The organism is Yersinia alsatica, from assembly GCF_025133195.1.
Classification (GTDB): Bacteria; Pseudomonadota; Gammaproteobacteria; order Enterobacterales; family Enterobacteriaceae; genus Yersinia; species Yersinia alsatica.
Genome location: NZ_CP104006.1, coordinates 1,205,868 through 1,222,136, shown reverse-complemented (window position 1 = coordinate 1,222,136; position 16,269 = coordinate 1,205,868). Strand labels below are relative to the sequence as shown.

Here is a 16,269-nt window from a genome sequence, read left to right as displayed (position 1 = left end):
AAAGTTCAGGGTTGCACTACCACCAGCCGCCCCCACCACTCAGGATGGGAGGGTCAGCAACATCAGGCGGAGAACAGAGGTATCAAGCAAGTTGGCCGGGAATGATAATTTGTTGAATTTTTTGATTATTATTGAGTTGATCCAGTAATTGCTGCGCGGCTTTTACCCCGGCGCTGCCATAACCTAGCTCGACAGACAGGCTATTGGGGAATAAAAAGTGCAACAGGGGTGTATTACCGATGCCGCAAACCTGAATATGTTGCTGCCCTTGCTGCTGCAAGTACTTACTCACCCCCATAGCGATGGTGTCAGAGGCACAGACTAACGCCGAGGTATCTGGCTTTATCACTTGCGGCGCTAACTGGAACCCGCTCTGATAACTCAATTCACCTAGCGCGACTGTGGGTATCAAGCCATGTTGCTGGCTGTAATTAAGATAAGATTGGTGACGAAGCAGACCGGTAGTGGCATCGGTTGGCTGCACACCGATATAGCTAATATGACGATGCCCAGCCTGACGCAGCTTATCCATCAACAAGCGCACCGCCCCTTCATCGTCATAACAAACTGAAGAAAAACCCTCATATTCCCGCGCTAACACCACCATTTTTTCCTGCCACGGAGAGAGCATTTCGGCGGTTAACCCGGTGAAACCAAACAGAATCACGCCATCCACATTACGCTGTTGCAGCATATGCAGATGCTCAGTGACGAGGGCGGGATCAAATTGACTCTCCATCAGAATCGGGTCGTAACCTTGCTGATAAAACAGCGGCAACATGGTGCGCACTGCTTGATTTTCGGACGGAGAATCCAGGCGGGAGACAATTATCCCCACCACTTTGTCGCTCTGTCCCCGCATGGCTCGGGCAGATTTAGACGGCGTAAAACCCTGCTGACGAATAACCGCCTCGACTCGCTCACGCGTCTGTGGGCTGACACTGCCTTCATTATTGAGTACCCGCGAAACCGTGGATTTTCCAACTCCACTCATGCGAGCAATGTCCTTAATAGTCAAACGGTTTTGCATGGTTTACCTAATGTTTAGGTTTGGATACATATAATAAACTGATTATTTAAATAGCCAAAGTCGTGGGAAGCCTCGAGTGCGCAGAATCAGACTCAGCGCATGATATCCCAGTGACCAGCAACATGTTGTTACCCTAACGGATTATATTGCCGTCAGGGCGATTTTTGCTGTGGCAACTATAGTAATGCGGTTTATAGTTTGTATAGCTGTTTGAGTGTTTTAGCCTCAAACAAACTGCTTTTTCACTTACCGGAGGTTAATGACCCAGTGGATCCTGTTCCCATAACCTACACCCTTTGGGTGGACCGGTAAGGTCATTCCCCGTCTAACGTGGTTGCCTTATCGGATAACAATCTGATAGGCAGTCACTGCGCACTTCCCCCGCGTTGGTTTCTGCTGCTGATGTTTTGCCCTTGCTACGGCAGGTTTGCCGTGGGCGCAACTTGAAATGGTCCTAAACACCATTTCAGGGTATGACAGTAAGGTTTGAACCATGCAAGTTAAAAATTTCACCCGGCAGTTGCTCAATGTATTGAGCCGTAACCTGCCCCGCCGCCTAATTCGTCGGGAAACCATGCTCGAAGGGGTTTCAGCGGGAAGTGCGGCTAAAGATATCCCCGCTGACCTAACTCGGCAGCGTTTGCTATGTGCCAATGAAACGCCACAGCAACTTTATCAACGTTTTCAAAGCCATCCAGAAGGGCTGACCGAGCAGGAAGCGGAGGCTATTCGCTTGGTCAGTGGCAACAATCTGATTGAAAATCAGCAAGCTGTCAGTTGGTGGGTTCACTTATGGCACTGTTATCGCAACCCGTTTAACCTGCTATTGACTATTCTGGCACTGATTTCCTATGCCACTGAAGACCTCACCGCAGCGTTGGTGATTGGTGCCATGGTGCTGATCTCCACCCTGATGCATTTTATTCAGGAAGCCCGCTCCAACCGCGCAGCCGATGCTTTAAAAGCCATGGTCAGCAATACCGCCACGGTGATCCGCAGTGATGCCCATACCGGCAAGAGCGAACACCACGAGCTCCCGATCTCCGAATTGGTGCCCGGCGACATTATCAAGCTCTCCGCTGGCGACATGATCCCGGCAGATTTGCGGATTTTGCTCGCCAAAGATCTGTTTATCAGCCAGGCCGCCTTGACCGGTGAATCACTGCCGGTAGAGAAAGTCGCGCAATGTCGTGAATGTGATGAGCAGAACCCATTAGAGCGGGATACGCTCTGCTTTATGGGTACCAATGTGGTGAGCGGCTCGGCGCTGGCTATTGTCGTCGGAACGGGCAACCAAACCTATTTTGGTCTGTTGGCAGAGCGCGTGACTCATCAAGATGAGCAACCCAATGCCTTTCAAAGTGGCATCAGTAAAGTCAGTTGGTTGCTAATCCGCTTTATGCTGGTCATGACACCAATTGTGCTGCTGATCAATGGCTTTACCAAAGGTGACTGGTGGGAAGCGGCGCTATTTGCTCTCTCCGTCGCGGTCGGTTTGACCCCAGAAATGTTGCCAATGATTGTCACATCGACATTGGCCAAAGGGGCGGTAAAGCTGTCAAAACAGAAAGTGATCGTCAAACGATTAGATGCTATCCAAAACTTTGGCGCGATGGATATTCTGTGTACCGATAAGACCGGCACTCTGACACAAGACAAAATCGTGCTAGAGAGCCATACCGATGTATTTGGTGCCAATTGTGAACGAGTGCTGCGCTACGCCTGGCTCAATAGCTATTACCAAACCGGGCTAAAAAATCTGCTGGATGTGGCGGTGCTTTCTTCCATGACCGACTCCGCCATAGCGGAATCTCAGTCTACCGACACACTGGCGGGCTACCGTAAAATAGACGAAATCCCCTTCGATTTTGAGCGCCGTCGTATGTCGGTGGTTGTCAGCGATCAGTCTGATTATCATGAACTTATCTGCAAAGGCGCATTGGAGGAGATGCTGTCTATTTGTCGCCATGTCCGACAAGGGGATGACGTTATCCCAATGACGGATGCATTGATGGCTCGTATCCGTCGAATTACTGATGAGCAAAACCAGCAAGGGTTGCGAGTTGTGGCGGTTGCCACCCGTATTTTACCTGCTTATCAGCGAAATTATGCGGTTATCGACGAATATGACCTCATTCTTGAGGGATACATTGCCTTCCTTGATCCGCCAAAAGAGAGTACCGCGCCAGCACTCCAGGCGTTGAAACAAAATGGCATTAACGTCAAAATTCTTACCGGTGACAATGAGTTAGTCGCACGTAAAGTCTGTAAAGATGTCGGATTATCTGTCGATCGCGTTTTGCGCGGCAATGATATTGAACAGATGAGTGAAGCAGAACTGACTGAAGCCACTCGTACCACAACGGTGTTCGCCAAGTTGACCCCGATGCACAAAGAACGCATCGTAAAAAACATGCGTGATGCGGGCCATGTGGTTGGTTTTATGGGGGATGGCATCAATGATGCCCCAGCATTGCGGGCCGCTGATATTGGGATCTCCGTCGATTCTGCCGTGGATATTGCCAAGGAAGCCGCTGATATTATTTTGCTGGAAAAGAGCCTGATGGTGTTGGAACAGGGGGTAATCGAGGGCCGTCGCACCTTTGCCAACATGCTGAAATACATAAAAATGACTGCCAGTTCCAACTTTGGTAACGTCTTCAGCGTGTTGATTGCCAGTGCATTTTTACCCTTCCTGCCCATGCTGCCACTGCATCTGTTGATCCAGAACTTGCTGTACGATATTTCTCAGATTGCCATTCCGTTTGATAACGTCGACGAAGAGCAACTGACCAAACCACAGCGCTGGAACGCCGGTGATCTGGGGCGTTTTATGGTGTTCTTTGGCCCGATAAGTTCCATTTTTGACGTTTTAACCTTCAGCCTGATGTGGTGGGTATTTAAGGCTAATACGCCAGAAATGCAGACACTGTTCCAGTCCGGTTGGTTCGTCGAGGGGCTGCTGTCTCAAACATTGATTGTGCATATGATTCGTACCCGCAAGATTCCATTTATCCAGAGCCGCGCCTCATGGCCGCTGTGTTTGATGACGCTGGCGGTAGTTGTCGTCGGTGTCGGGCTGACCTTCTCACCACTGGCCGGGTTCCTGCAATTACAGGCGCTACCACTCTCCTATTTCCCATGGCTGATTATGATTTTGATTGGGTATATGGTGACCACGCAGTTAGTGAAAGGCTGGTTTGTCAGGAGATATGGGTGGCAGTGATTTGAGTTTTATTTCAAATTTAAGGGGAGAGATTCAGTTCAGTTATCTGGTTCGGTTGTTAGGTATTGGGGCTGTTTTCGGTTGATATTGATTCCGATGATTGGGTTCGGTTGACATAAGATTAGCGATGACCTCTCCTCCGATGCCCCAACCGCCAAAGGGGTCACAAGCGCGTGACCCCTTGTGGAATCCCCGCGCTTGCGCACGTATCGCTAGCCCACTACGTGGGTGGCCCTCGACTCATCGTTTCGCTGACGGGACGGCTTTATTCGCATCCATGCTCACGACGCCTCAACCCGCCGTCCATGGCGGGTTGCCCTGGCTACACTCTTCACTCGGCTGCTCAAATGTGCTTTAAAAGATTAAGGTCAACACCATGGTTTTGAATTTCTCTTTTGACGTTGAGCGCAATCAGGAAGATTACCGACAAAGATTGCAGGCCGAATGAGCCGCATGGACGCGGCGAAAGGGGCTGTCGAGCTGGGAGCGAGTCAGCCTCGGTTCGATTAGCCTGCAAACTGCCGGAGGGCACTGCGAATAGCAGTAATATTTCGCGCAAGCCGCAGGTGCAGGAGGGCCGGCCTGCCCTCCTGCTCGGTTGAGGCATCAGAGGTGAGGTAGTCATCGGCCTCATGCAACCGAACTGATTCACCAGAATGAATATCAACCGAAATAAGATCCGAACAATCACCATGACAAAAACCTAAATGCGACTCAAACAATCAATCGCAATAGCCTTAAAACTATCAAAATGCTGGCTGCTCAATAAACGGCTCATAGAGCGCTCACGCACAAAGGTCACGAACAGATCGTAAATCGCCATGGCTTCTTCATAATCGGTCTTGCTGATAGCCAGCAGGAAAATAACATGTGCGACTTCGCCATCACCCCAGGCGATGCCATTGGGAGCCAGCAAGGTGACGACCACAGTTTTCTTGGCTAATAGCCCCAGTGAATGTGGCAGCGCAATCCCCTCGCCCAGCATCGTGGATACAATCGCCTCACGCTCGACAACTGAGGGGTAAAAATCAGCATCGACAAAACCTTCTTCTTCCAACTGACGACAGACTTTTTTGAACAACTGCTCCTGAGTCATCGGCTGGTCGATAATCATAAAGTGGTTACTATCAAAAAACTTTTCCAACATATAAGGCCGGGTGCGATCAACCAAAACCAGCTTACCCAGCTGCTCCAACTGATATTCTGTTGGGAATGGCGACATCACCACCACCGGCTTGTTCTTTTCCGCTAAGCGCGAGTTAGAAATAATAAAATCTTCGTCGATATGGTCGAGATTTTCGTAATCTCGTAGGGAAATCGTCTGTGTCATCACAATCTGCGGATACTTACGGGAAATCTGCGCCTGAATCATGCGAGTGGTAGAATTACCCGTGTCACACACCAACATCACCTGCGGATGGCGCTGATAACCAATATTATAATGGCGCTCTAGCCCGACCCCGATATGCAGCACCAGATAGCCGATTTCATTTTCACTCAGACTGTAAGGCGTGTATTTCCCCCAACTGGAAACCGCGGCCAATGTCACATCATAAGCCATCGGATAGTGCTGTTTAATATTAGATAACAGCGGGTTAGGAATAGTAATCTGATACTTTACCCGGGTTATCATGGTCTTGATATGGGTAAGTAAATCAACCCGCAACTGCTTATCGCCCTGCAAATTATAGTTATAGTGAGCATTGATATACGAGAGGATATAGTCCACCAGCGTCTCTTCGTCATCAGCATTGATTTCACTGGGGCGGCTGGCACTGGGCTGGCTGGCCTGCACCCGGCGAGCAGCAATATTGACCCGCAGATAAGCCTCTTCTGCCGCTGAAATATCTTTACCCGATAAAAGCTTAAGCTCATTGGCCAAACGCCCAGAGGCCAGCTTAACCGCCTCATCCACATCTTCTGCATCAAAATCAGATAATGGATAGCCATCAGTGATGCGTTTTATCGCCACTGCACAGTAGAAAATCAGATATTGCTCACCTTCATCAGTTAACCGCACGGTATATTGCGCTAATAATTCGTGCAGTAACCCAGTCAATTCCGGGATGGTCTGGATACTGAGAAACTCATTTTTTAATAATGGGTTATCGGCATCTTGCAGTTGTAACTGGAACAATAAATCCGTCAGACAGGTCCGAATGGCTAATTCGGTACCAAACAATTTCATGCCATAACGCGGTTTGGTTTCAATCGTCAGATGATAGCGGTTTAGTCTTTCTCTCACCTCAGCCATATCATTTTGTAATGTGCCACGGCTGACAAACCATTCATCGGCCAAATCTTCCAGCTTCAATGAAAAGGCAGAGGTCAGAAAACGAATTAACAGATAGTGCACCCGCTCATTGGCAGTGCGTGGGGTCAGGTGCATTTTGCGGTTTTGTTGCTGTAAAGCACGAAAACGCTCGGCGTCATCAACCCTCAGCCGATAGCCAAAACCCCGGTTATGCACAAAGTGCGCGCCATAATGCTCAAGGATCTCATTCAACGCCGTAATATCTGCCCGCACAGTACGTGTCGAGACCGCAAAACGCTTCGCCAACTCCTCCTGAGGCAGCGTTTCCGATTGCAGTGCATCGAACATATAGGCCAGACGTTGATAGGGAAATCTCACTGCTCCACTCCGTTGTTTAGAACATCATTATTCAGAAGCTAGCCCCCGCCAGCATCGCCGTCGGGGGGTATTTTTCACATCACTTTTTCTGCACTGGCGGCACAAACACCATTTGTGATGGGCTGCCGACGGCGGTATAGCCGGGTACAAAGGTCAATTTGCCACTTTGCTGATCAACTTTAAAGCGGGTTATGTTATCGCTGCGCTGATTCATCGCGTACAGGTAGTGGCCGGTTGGGTCGAGCACCAATGTGCGTGGATAATCGCCCCGCGTCCACACATCTTCCACTGGCTTAAATTTACCGTCAGCTGTCACCGCAAACTGGCCGATACTGTTGTGTAGACGGTTCGCCACGTACAAGAATTTGCCGTCTTTCGATAGCGTCAAACCCGCAGCAAAGCTAGTACCACGATAATCTGCTGGTAATGAAGATATTGTATTCAGCTGTTTTAACGTGCCTTTTTGTGGGTCTAGTTGATAGCTGGTCAGGGTTGAGGCTTCTTCATTAATTAAGAATAGCGTCTTGCCGTTAGGATGGAACACAAAATGACGTGGACCAGCACCGGCTGATGATGCACTGATATACGGCGGGTCATTGGCTATCAACTTGCCATTGTCTGCATCAAAGCGGTATTGATAAATCCGATCCAGCCCCAGATCGGTAGAAAATACAAACTTACCGTTTGGCGAGCTGGCGACCATATGTGCATGGGGGCCATTGTGGTCACTGATAGCAAAGCTCCCTTCCACTGCCGCAGCCGGTTTTGCCGCACCCGCCGGGCCTTCATCTTGCTGTACTGAGCTGGCATCAGACAGTTTTCCACCACTTTGCACCGGGAAAACAGCCACTGAACCACTGATATAGTTGGCTACCAACAAATGACTGCCAGACGGTGTCAGTGAGAGGTACACCGGCCCCGCCCCTTGAGAATCCACCTGATTAATCAGTGTCAGACTGCCATCGACAGGGTTAATACTATAGGCCGCAATAGCACCGTGCTTACCCCCATTGTAATCAGCCACTTCGCTGGCGACATATAGGGTCTTGCCCTGAGCATCCACCACCAGTTGCGCCGGGTTAGCCAGTGAACTGACCAAGGTTTTCTCGGTTAATTCACCGGTTTTGGTGTCGACTTGTAGGCGATAAACTCCTTCACCATTCGGATTATAAGTACCGACATAAGCGAATGATTTATTAGCTGTTTGCTCGGCATGTGCCAGCGGATTAAACAACGCCACCGTGGCCAGTGCGATGCCCGCTGATAGGCTTTTTAAGCCAGTCAGGCCTGTTAAACCAGAATCTGTTGAGCTGTTATGCATATGGATCCTTACTCATAGGGAATGGTTATCGAATGGTATGGAACTATCCAACCTCACAGTCAGGGCACCCGATTGGGCACCCTGTGAACACTGACTTTCCGTCAAGCTTTATGCTAATAAATCAAAATGTTATCGCCAAGCAACCCTGCAGCCAGAGCAGGCTGTTATGGCACGATCCGCTTCACGATATCCATCAAGGTTTTCACATCTTCCGGGCGGGTATTGCCAGTTTTACTATCAATAATTGAGCTATAAATATGCGGAATAACTTTTGTCACGCCAGCATCTAACGCGATTTGTAGAATTTGCTCGAAATTCTCCAGATCAATGCCACCGGTTGGCTCCAGCCAGAAACCGGTCGCCGCACAAGCCTCGGCGACATAGCGATATTCATCGATAGAATCCAGCCCATTCATCGGGAAGAATTTCACCGAACTGCCGCCCATATCTTTCAACATGGCAATCGCCGTGGTGATGGGCACAATGGCGTCTTTTTGTTGTGAACTGAGCGGGCCAGTAGAAATCTTCACGTAACCCACTTTAGTGGTCGGTGAAATCAAACCATTGACGACAGTATCGTTCTGGCCCAACAAGGCACGACTCGCGCCAACACCAGTAAAGACCTGATTCACATGTTGCGGTTGAACCTGCTGTGAAATCTGGCTAACCATCGCCGATTGCTTAGGGTCACCGGCCCCCAGCCCAACGGACAAAGCATTATCGATAAGTGCGGCGTACTCACGCATATCTTTGACGGCACTGTCGACATCCGGGTAATTCTTCGATAACACACCCACCAGCACATGCCCTTCGGCGGCTTGGTAAATCTCACGTGCATTCTCTTTTGAACCGGCCAGCACATTCAGGCATACCCGGTCACGATAATAATTTGGGGTCAATTTCATTACTCAGGCTCCCTTAACCAAACGGTTAATACAGGTATAAATCGTCTCAAGTTGCGTTGGCGTCACGCTGCGCACATCGACTTCAATCTTGCCTTCATTGGCTTTATAGGCGCGGAAATAAATCGCGATATCACCATTTTTGAGCGCTTCAACCAATTCCGGCGTCGAACGGCCAATTTTAGCTTCATCAAAACTGATTTCAGTCCGAGCAATATCACGCCCGGCGGCATCCCAAACCACTCGAGCTGAAATACCATCGATAGTATTTAACTGGCTGATAAACGGCGTCATTTTCGCAACCATCTGCTGACCCGTCTCTTTCTCCAGTGTTATGTAACTTTCGATGGCACGGGTTAAGCCAAGAATGCCTTCTTTGCCCACTTTCATCGCCCGACCAATACCACTTGATTGCAACTTCACCCATTCAACATAGGTTTTCTTGCCTAATACCAAGCCACTGGTTGGTCCTTCGATGGCTTTAGCGCCGCTGTATATCACCAAATCAGCGCCCATCTGGTAGTAGCACTGCAAGTCTTCTTCTGCTGCCGCATCAACAATTAATGGCAATTGATGTTTGCGCGCGATAACCACTGCCTGTTCGACTGATAAAATGCTTTTTTGTACCGAATGGTGGGATTTTATATACAAGATCGCCGCAGTATTCGGCGTGATTGCAGCTTCTAACTGTTCAGGCAGGCACTCGTTGGCATAGCCTGCTTCTACGACTTTGCCGCCACCCAGTGTCACCATGGTATCGACTGGCGCACCAAAGTTAACGTTATGGCCTTTCGGTAGCACGATTTCATGGGGTACAGTGCGGGGAGCTGCATGCAGATTAACCAGTAAATTCGCATTGTCTTTGACAATCACGGCAGCAACCGATTGAGCAATCCCAGCCGAGGCGCAGGACACAACCACTGCACTTTCGACATTCAGTAAACCAGCAATGTAGGCACCGGTTTTATTCACCAGATCTTTCATTTCAAAGTAATGATTCAGACCCAATTCCACGGCTTCGACCACATCTTGTCGTGGCGTCGAAACGCCCAGCATTGTCATGCGGCCAGAAGCATTAATAACCTGCTTTAACTGGTATTTTTCATAGACTGAAGACATCTTTTAACTTCCCTTCATCAGTTAATACTAAGTCACCGGCAACAACCGCAGCCAGTGGCACCAGATACTTTTCACCGGTTACCGATTTACCTTCTGAATCATTGAAGACCTGTGGCTGCTGTTTCAGCTCAAAAATAGTCAGGTCGGCGTCATAACCCGCATCCAACACCCCTTTATGGGTGAGACGCAGTGCCTGGGCAGCATTTTCTGTCACACAATGAATGACTTGCTCAAGGCTCAGGCCGATGGTGAAAAATTTGGACATCACAGTCGCGAGGCTATGCACCGGTCCGCTAATACGGTTGCGGCAATAGATGTCGGAACTGATGGTGTGTGGGTAAATACCTTGCTTGATGGCAAGCTCTGCGACATCGAAGCTGAAACTGGCGCTGCCATGGCCAACATCTAATAATACGCCGCGTTGCAGTGCGCGTTGGATAGATTCACGCAAGGTACCTGCCGGGGTTAAAATCCGGTTCGGCTTGCCGTTGTAGCAGTGGGTAATAATGTCGCCCTGTGTCAATAAATCGGCAATTTCATCCAGATCCGGCGGGTTATTGCCAATATGCACCATGAGCGGTAATTGATTATTTTCTTGCTGAATTTCTTTAGCGCGTATCAGTGGTTTGATGCCGTTTTTACCCACCACACTGCTACTCATGCGCGCTTTAATCCCAATAATAAAACCAGGATTACGCGCTATCGCCTGACTGACTGCTTGCTTATCAATCTGCGCCATATCGGCTAATTCGTTTTGCGTAACGATGCCGGTTTTTGCAATATTCAAGAAAGCATAAACCTGAGTTTTGGCAGTTCGAGTTAAGCGGTAAAAATCATCTATATCGTTGGAACCAGTACTACCAGCATCAACTACCGTGGTGACGCCGCTGGCAACACCAACTAAATCAGCTTCATCATGATAAATAGGCGAGGCGGGATAACAGTGAACATGAGAATCAATCCAACCCGCACTGAGGTAATATTTTCCAGCCAGATCCAGCACTTTCTTGGCTGAATAAATCGGAGATTTTGTTTGATTTTCTTTATCCGCAGAAATAGCCGCATTCACCGCCACTATTTTTCCGTCATTAATCGCGATATCAACCTGACGACCGTCAACTAATACAGCCCCTGTGATAATAAAGTCATACATTATCTTATACCTTTTTTACTTGATGCCGCGGCGGGGTAAATATCCAGTTATTTGAATATTTACCCCGTGGATCAGGAAATCGCGACGGGGAAAATAGAGCCTAAAATCATAGCTCCCAAAATTGCACCACCGGTGATAGGTTTATTCCACAGATAAAAAAGTAATGCGCCAGCTAAAGAACCAATCCCAATAGGAATGGATGCTGTAATGGCTGACAAAATAATCAATGGCCCCAAGAAACGACCCGATGAATTACCTGCCCCCATCATGACATCAGCACCGTACGTCGAATTACTTTGGTTAATCGTGAATTTACGCGCCAAAATAATCAGATAACCGATTGCTAAACCAATAATCAGACCGGTTACTAAGGATGCAGCAAAGTTAGCCACTGGGAACACAAACCCTGCGCCCAGTAATAATGCTGGCACACCCAGACCAACACCGGTCTGAATTGCACCGCCGATATCCAAAATACCAACCAGCGAGCCTTCAATAATACGAGCGAATAAGAAACTGGCACCAAACGCAGCAACTGCGCCATAAACCCCAGTATCCATCCCTGCCCGTAACATTGAAACAAAGGCCACTTCGTTAAATGCGCCAATACCATATAGATAGTACATATGGGTACCAGCAAATACGCCGGAGGATAATAATCCTACAAAGATCGGAAATGACCAGTCGGCATACCAGAAATTATTCTTGGTTTGTTCATCCATCATCAAGCTCCTCTCGCTGTGTTATTTTCCGCTCAATGCGTTATGAATAGTTTCAAGCCACACTGGTGCACTCAGACTGAATGACTCCAGGAATTTCATGTCGAATCCGCGGAAGAAACCACTGAGCACGAATAACAGAACAATGACTGTCATCATGATTTTAGTGACTTTATTCCAGCCGCTTTCTTCAACACCTTTACCAATTAAAATACCTAAAACCAGGCCCGGTACTGCGTTACCCATAATTAACTGTGCCAACCCGCCGAAAATAGTGGCCCAGAAACCGGAACGTCGCCCTGCATCAATTGCAGCTAGCCAGAAAATAACGGGCATCACGGTGTTAACCAGAATATTCGCCGCCGGGACCAATACTTTAATTGCCGTAACCTGTAATGCCGCCGGAACAGCTGATGCGGTGGTATTTAGGAAGCTAACAACAATGACCCCAATAATCCCGCAGGCAATCGCCATTTTTTTCGGGTTATGCATGGTCTCCGCCACATTGCGATTTTTAATCATCAATGCTGCGGCACCCCAGTTAGGAATAATGCGGTGGTCAACGTCCTGAGTAAAAGCACCTGCCGCAACTGAAGAGGCCCAGGCGTTGAAGAAGAACCCTAACCCAAAGGAGAAATGTGAAGCCGGATCACCCTCGCACGAGTTCAACTCGCCCAAGGTACGAAACGCCCCCATTCCCTGTATGGTAGGCGCATGGAACATACGGGCGGCCCCAACACCAACCCCCACGCCAACCAGTCCGCCGATAATAATCGACTTAAAAAGAATGATTAGAAACATCAGTATATCCTTTTCGCTAATCGCAATAACCCAATGTATTGGAATTGCGGCTTCAAGAATGAAGGTTGCTATGTTTTTATTTAGAAACGAAAACAACCTTATCTGTATTAATGATTGTTACGCTCACGGTAATATCGAGTTCAACGCTGTACGTCTTTCTTTCCCGAGGCAGAAAAAAGAATAAAAACTTTTCATTTTTTACTGATAATTCTGCTTTTAATACTTTTACGTCTTGTGGTTCAATCCGCAGTAAAATATTTTGCGTCGACTTCAACACAGTATTCTGGACATTACCAAGTGCATTGGCGAAGGCTTTGGCTTTAGTATCACCTTTGCCTTTTACCTGCACCTGGGTGGTATATTGCTCTTTCATTACGGCTGACCATATTTCTTGATATAGGCTTCCACTAACTTCTGCCCTAATTCTTCTTTATCCATAAATCCGAAGCCCAGTACTTTGCAGCCTTCATTTATTGCCGTCACACCCTCTTCGACTGAACGCATGCCGTACTTTGCTTTGTAACCATATTTATTTTGGGCGGTAATAGCACCGGCACCGCCACTGCCACAGAATGAAATACCGAAATCCGCTTTTTCGCTATTCATCACATCGCCCAATTTCATATCTGCGGCAACACCGGGAATAACCACCACGCGGCCACCAGCTAATTCAACGCCTTGCCCAACTTTCTGGCCTTTGCCTAAACGGTCGCCAATCACAACGGTAATTTGACTCATAGTCTCTTCTCCAGATCAGTATTTTATGGGTTATTATCTTTCGCTACTTCAAAATGCACCGACAACAAATAAGCTTCTTCAATAGGTAAATTGGCAAATTTATCGACCACCTGCTGTGCCATTTGCATCGAATGTGCTGAAATCTCATCAAATAATGATTTATCCACTTCAGGTAATGGCTCGCCAGTTATTGAACGTAACACCATGGCCCGAAGATGTGATGTCAACATTTGCTGCTGAACGTCATTAGTAAAAATATTCTCGGCATTTAACATCGCGGTAATTTCAGCTAATACCCGCTCGGTGATGATAATTGCTTCCTCCATTCCAGGGTTCTCTGCTGCATTCAATGCGGCTACATCATTCACGCTGGCAATCCTCTATTCCTTGCTGCTACCACTTTATGACTGCAAAGATAAGTTCAGTTATTTATCTGTCGTCCCTTGCCTCTGCGCTATAACATCACCCTACCCGCAAGCTGAATAGGTGTGTAGCGGCATTTTTTCCAGTTCAAAGTGGAAATGTAATGTACCGGCGGGATCACTTTCGCAAAATAGACATGTTAGTTACCTAACTTAATCATTAACAACAAAATAACTTTCATATAAATAGGCAGTGAAAGCTGGCAGCGGAAAAAAGTTCGTGATCCGGATCTCTTTCTTTTCTAGCCGGAAGCGCCTAATATCAGATTAATATTAAGCTATTTTCTAACACCCCCTCTCCTATGGCGCGGGGGTGTTGTTTTTATGTTTTGCTGAAATTGAATTGGAGAGTGGTATGACCAAGCCAACCATCACGATTAACGAGCTGGATGCTGAACGTTTGGATGCGTTACTGGCGCAACCGGCTTTTGCCGGTTCTGTGGTCGCAACAGCGCTCAATGAAGAACTGGATCGAGCAGAAATTCTGCCACCTAACGCCATTCCGGCTGATGTGGTGACGATGAATAGCCGCGTACGTTTTCGCGATCTGAACAATCAGGAAGAGCATACTCGCACGTTGGTTTATCCAGCGTCGCTGAAAGACAGTAACGAGCAACTCTCAGTTATGGCCCCATTGGGTGCCGCATTGCTGGGGCTGCACGTGAATGACGAAATCAGTTGGAAGCTGCCGGGCGGGGATGAAGCCCGCATTACCGTGCTGGAATTGCTGTACCAGCCGGAAGCCGCTGGCGAGTACCACCGCTAAATCTGGCAAGCTATGAGTAGAAGAATATCTATCCTATTTATAGCTAGCTAAAGAAGGGTAATGGCGATTGCTATTACCCTTGATGGCTAGACTAGATTGAGGTTAACGGTATTTTTTATGGTAGGTATCGCGAGTGGCTTTAAAGCCCTGCGCGGCTTTTTTTGCTTCATCCAGCTTGCCTTGGTCCGCTAACGCCTTCGCCTGATCAATTTCGCCAATCAATAGATCCAAACCATGACGGAAGTCTTTCACCTCGGCACTGCCTTCACCCAAACTTTTTAACTTAGTCGGGATGCCTTTTTGCGCGTCCAGAGCCGCAGCCCGCATGGCAGCTAAACCTTGCTTCATCACATCAGTGGAGTCGGCTTTAAGTACCTTGCCGTAATTCTCGGCAATGGTGTCCATGTTATCCGCCACACTGGCCGCCATCGCTAAACTGCTGGCGCTGAGTAATACTGCCGCCATTAATGCCATCATTTTCTTACCCATGCTCACATTCCTTATATACCCTTCGCCTTGGCGCTACAGCGCTTGCTACCTGACTGTGACGTCAAGGACTCTGGGTAGGGTTATTGTTATCAGATCATTAGCACATTGATCATTGGTACATTGCTCATACTTAACATAGGCAATGGATGGCAAAACTGACAGCGATTTTTTATTACCAGTTGAAAAAAGCAGGGATTATGCAAATGGGGACAAAGAAGTGAGAGAGAGGATAGATATCAGCAGTAAGCGGCAATTTTCTCTCTATTTTCCGCGATTAAAATGACGCCCCACTGCGTTGTATCGGGATGCTTGCTCCAGATTTTATCTTCCGGAATGCTGGCCCCATTATAAGGAATCCGATCGCCGCTATAGGGGTAAAACTTGCCGACTTCAGAATCCAATATAAATACGGCCAACTTATCTGACTCCCGCGCAATTTTCTGCCACAGCGCTTGACCGGCTTCATATTGTTTATTATCGCTCATTAAAATCACCCCGCACTTGAGCACTAGGACTTCATAAAATAGTGTCGCAAGCCCTTGACCACGTTCCTCCAGTTCAACCACCATTCCTTCCACTTGAAAGAGCTTGGAATCTTCCCAAAACCGCTTAACAGCAAGAGTTCTTTCACCAAACTCTTGTCTCGCGACCAGATCAAGGCCCGCGATAACCCGATGACGCGGAATACCATTAAAATCCTCTGTTTTCATACGGATAATGGCTGCTTTAGGTACTTTTTCGTCAAAAATAACGCCATATTCTGTATTAGATAATTCAAATTCATGAATTAACGCAAACTCTCTGGCCACGGTGGCTGGACTATAAGTACTTGGCATCACAATCATGTTTGAACTTCCCCGCATCAATACCGGCATAATCATTCCCTTTGACTATAAAACATCCATTTAAGTTGGGGAAGATTAGCATGTCAGGGAAGTGAGCAAACCAAAC

At 47.9% G+C, this 16,269-nt stretch carries 15 protein-coding genes; 2 read left to right on the top strand and 13 right to left on the bottom strand.

Annotation, left to right across the window (positions count from 1 at the left end):
- Positions 1 to 82: 82 nt before the first annotated feature.
- Positions 83 to 1,030, bottom strand: coding sequence for a trehalose operon repressor TreR (treR, locus tag N0H69_RS05295; RefSeq protein ID WP_050123223.1), 948 nt, complete (start codon positions 1,028 to 1,030; stop codon positions 83 to 85).
- Between the two features lie 493 nt (positions 1,031 to 1,523).
- On the opposite strand from treR, the gene mgtA reads away from it, so the two are divergent.
- A complete protein-coding gene (gene mgtA, locus N0H69_RS05290; RefSeq protein WP_050150527.1) occupies positions 1,524 to 4,256 on the top strand; it encodes a magnesium-translocating P-type ATPase in 2,733 nt (910 codons plus the stop codon).
- A gap of 703 nt (positions 4,257 to 4,959) precedes the next feature.
- Here the strand turns inward: mgtA and N0H69_RS05285 are convergent.
- The 10 genes from N0H69_RS05285 to N0H69_RS05240 form a co-directional block, all read right to left on the bottom strand.
- Positions 4,960 to 6,888, bottom strand: coding sequence for a BglG family transcription antiterminator (locus N0H69_RS05285; RefSeq protein WP_072077425.1), 1,929 nt, complete (start codon positions 6,886 to 6,888; stop codon positions 4,960 to 4,962).
- 79 nt (positions 6,889 to 6,967) lie between these two features.
- Positions 6,968 to 8,209 carry a lactonase family protein gene (locus N0H69_RS05280; RefSeq protein ID WP_050150524.1) on the bottom strand — a complete coding sequence of 414 codons (1,242 nt, stop codon included), beginning with the start codon at positions 8,207 to 8,209 and terminating at the stop codon, positions 6,968 to 6,970.
- Positions 8,210 to 8,373: 164 nt separating this feature from the next.
- Positions 8,374 to 9,114: a 2-dehydro-3-deoxy-phosphogluconate aldolase gene (gene dagF / locus N0H69_RS05275; protein ID WP_050110766.1), complete on the bottom strand. Its 741-nt coding sequence runs from the start codon at positions 9,112 to 9,114 to the stop codon at positions 8,374 to 8,376.
- 3 nt (positions 9,115 to 9,117) lie between these two features.
- On the bottom strand, positions 9,118 to 10,230 hold the full coding sequence (locus N0H69_RS05270; protein ID WP_050150521.1) for a DgaE family pyridoxal phosphate-dependent ammonia lyase: 1,113 nt from the start codon (positions 10,228 to 10,230) through the stop codon (positions 9,118 to 9,120).
- Positions 10,214 to 11,383 (bottom strand): amidohydrolase/deacetylase family metallohydrolase, encoded by a 1,170-nt coding sequence (locus N0H69_RS05265; protein ID WP_050150518.1) that lies wholly within the window; start codon positions 11,381 to 11,383, stop codon positions 10,214 to 10,216. The genes N0H69_RS05270 and N0H69_RS05265 overlap by 17 nt, the downstream gene beginning before the upstream one ends.
- A gap of 71 nt (positions 11,384 to 11,454) precedes the next feature.
- Positions 11,455 to 12,105, bottom strand: a complete 651-nt coding sequence (locus N0H69_RS05260; RefSeq protein ID WP_025376851.1) for a DUF4310 family protein — start codon at positions 12,103 to 12,105, stop codon at positions 11,455 to 11,457.
- Between the two features lie 21 nt (positions 12,106 to 12,126).
- Positions 12,127 to 12,903 (bottom strand): DUF4311 domain-containing protein, encoded by a 777-nt coding sequence (locus N0H69_RS05255; protein ID WP_004710975.1) that lies wholly within the window; start codon positions 12,901 to 12,903, stop codon positions 12,127 to 12,129.
- A 76-nt stretch (positions 12,904 to 12,979) separates the two neighbouring features.
- On the bottom strand, positions 12,980 to 13,276 hold the full coding sequence (locus N0H69_RS05250) for a DUF4312 family protein (protein WP_050110761.1): 297 nt from the start codon (positions 13,274 to 13,276) through the stop codon (positions 12,980 to 12,982).
- Positions 13,276 to 13,641 carry a glycine-rich SFCGS family protein gene (locus tag N0H69_RS05245; protein WP_004392359.1) on the bottom strand — a complete coding sequence of 122 codons (366 nt, stop codon included), beginning with the start codon at positions 13,639 to 13,641 and terminating at the stop codon, positions 13,276 to 13,278. The genes N0H69_RS05250 and N0H69_RS05245 overlap by 1 nt, the downstream gene beginning before the upstream one ends.
- Positions 13,642 to 13,664: 23 nt before the next feature.
- Positions 13,665 to 14,009 (bottom strand): PRD domain-containing protein, encoded by a 345-nt coding sequence (locus tag N0H69_RS05240; protein ID WP_050110759.1) that lies wholly within the window; start codon positions 14,007 to 14,009, stop codon positions 13,665 to 13,667.
- Between the two features lie 409 nt (positions 14,010 to 14,418).
- Between N0H69_RS05240 and rnk the strand changes: the two genes are divergently transcribed.
- A complete protein-coding gene (rnk, locus tag N0H69_RS05235) occupies positions 14,419 to 14,829 on the top strand; it encodes a nucleoside diphosphate kinase regulator (RefSeq protein WP_050110771.1) in 411 nt (136 codons plus the stop codon).
- 102 nt (positions 14,830 to 14,931) lie between these two features.
- Here the strand turns inward: rnk and cybC are convergent, their stop codons facing one another.
- Both cybC and N0H69_RS05225 read right to left on the bottom strand, forming a co-directional pair.
- Positions 14,932 to 15,318, bottom strand: coding sequence for a cytochrome b562 (cybC, locus tag N0H69_RS05230; RefSeq protein ID WP_050110757.1), 387 nt, complete (start codon positions 15,316 to 15,318; stop codon positions 14,932 to 14,934).
- Between the two features lie 236 nt (positions 15,319 to 15,554).
- Positions 15,555 to 16,199, bottom strand: a complete 645-nt coding sequence (locus tag N0H69_RS05225; RefSeq protein ID WP_050150515.1) for a hypothetical protein — start codon at positions 16,197 to 16,199, stop codon at positions 15,555 to 15,557.
- Positions 16,200 to 16,269 lie beyond the last annotated feature (70 nt).

What these genes read in the sequence shown, in the direction of transcription:
- treR (WP_050123223.1), bottom strand. Translation starts at nt 1,030, where the DNA reads ATGCAAAACCGTTTGACTATTAAGGACATTGCTCGCATGAGTGGAGTT.
- mgtA (WP_050150527.1), top strand. Translation starts at nt 1,524, where the DNA reads ATGCAAGTTAAAAATTTCACCCGGCAGTTGCTCAATGTATTGAGCCGT.
- N0H69_RS05280 (WP_050150524.1), bottom strand. Translation starts at nt 8,209, where the DNA reads ATGCATAACAGCTCAACAGATTCTGGTTTAACAGGCCTGACTGGCTTA.
- dagF (WP_050110766.1), bottom strand. Translation starts at nt 9,114, where the DNA reads ATGAAATTGACCCCAAATTATTATCGTGACCGGGTATGCCTGAATGTG.
- N0H69_RS05270 (WP_050150521.1), bottom strand. Translation starts at nt 10,230, where the DNA reads ATGTCTTCAGTCTATGAAAAATACCAGTTAAAGCAGGTTATTAATGCT.
- N0H69_RS05265 (WP_050150518.1), bottom strand. Translation starts at nt 11,383, where the DNA reads ATGTATGACTTTATTATCACAGGGGCTGTATTAGTTGACGGTCGTCAG.
- N0H69_RS05260 (WP_025376851.1), bottom strand. Translation starts at nt 12,105, where the DNA reads ATGGATGAACAAACCAAGAATAATTTCTGGTATGCCGACTGGTCATTT.
- N0H69_RS05255 (WP_004710975.1), bottom strand. Translation starts at nt 12,903, where the DNA reads ATGTTTCTAATCATTCTTTTTAAGTCGATTATTATCGGCGGACTGGTT.
- N0H69_RS05250 (WP_050110761.1), bottom strand. Translation starts at nt 13,276, where the DNA reads ATGAAAGAGCAATATACCACCCAGGTGCAGGTAAAAGGCAAAGGTGAT.
- N0H69_RS05245 (WP_004392359.1), bottom strand. Translation starts at nt 13,641, where the DNA reads ATGAGTCAAATTACCGTTGTGATTGGCGACCGTTTAGGCAAAGGCCAG.
- rnk (WP_050110771.1), top strand. Translation starts at nt 14,419, where the DNA reads ATGACCAAGCCAACCATCACGATTAACGAGCTGGATGCTGAACGTTTG.
- cybC (WP_050110757.1), bottom strand. Translation starts at nt 15,318, where the DNA reads ATGGGTAAGAAAATGATGGCATTAATGGCGGCAGTATTACTCAGCGCC.
- N0H69_RS05225 (WP_050150515.1), bottom strand. Translation starts at nt 16,199, where the DNA reads ATGATTATGCCGGTATTGATGCGGGGAAGTTCAAACATGATTGTGATG.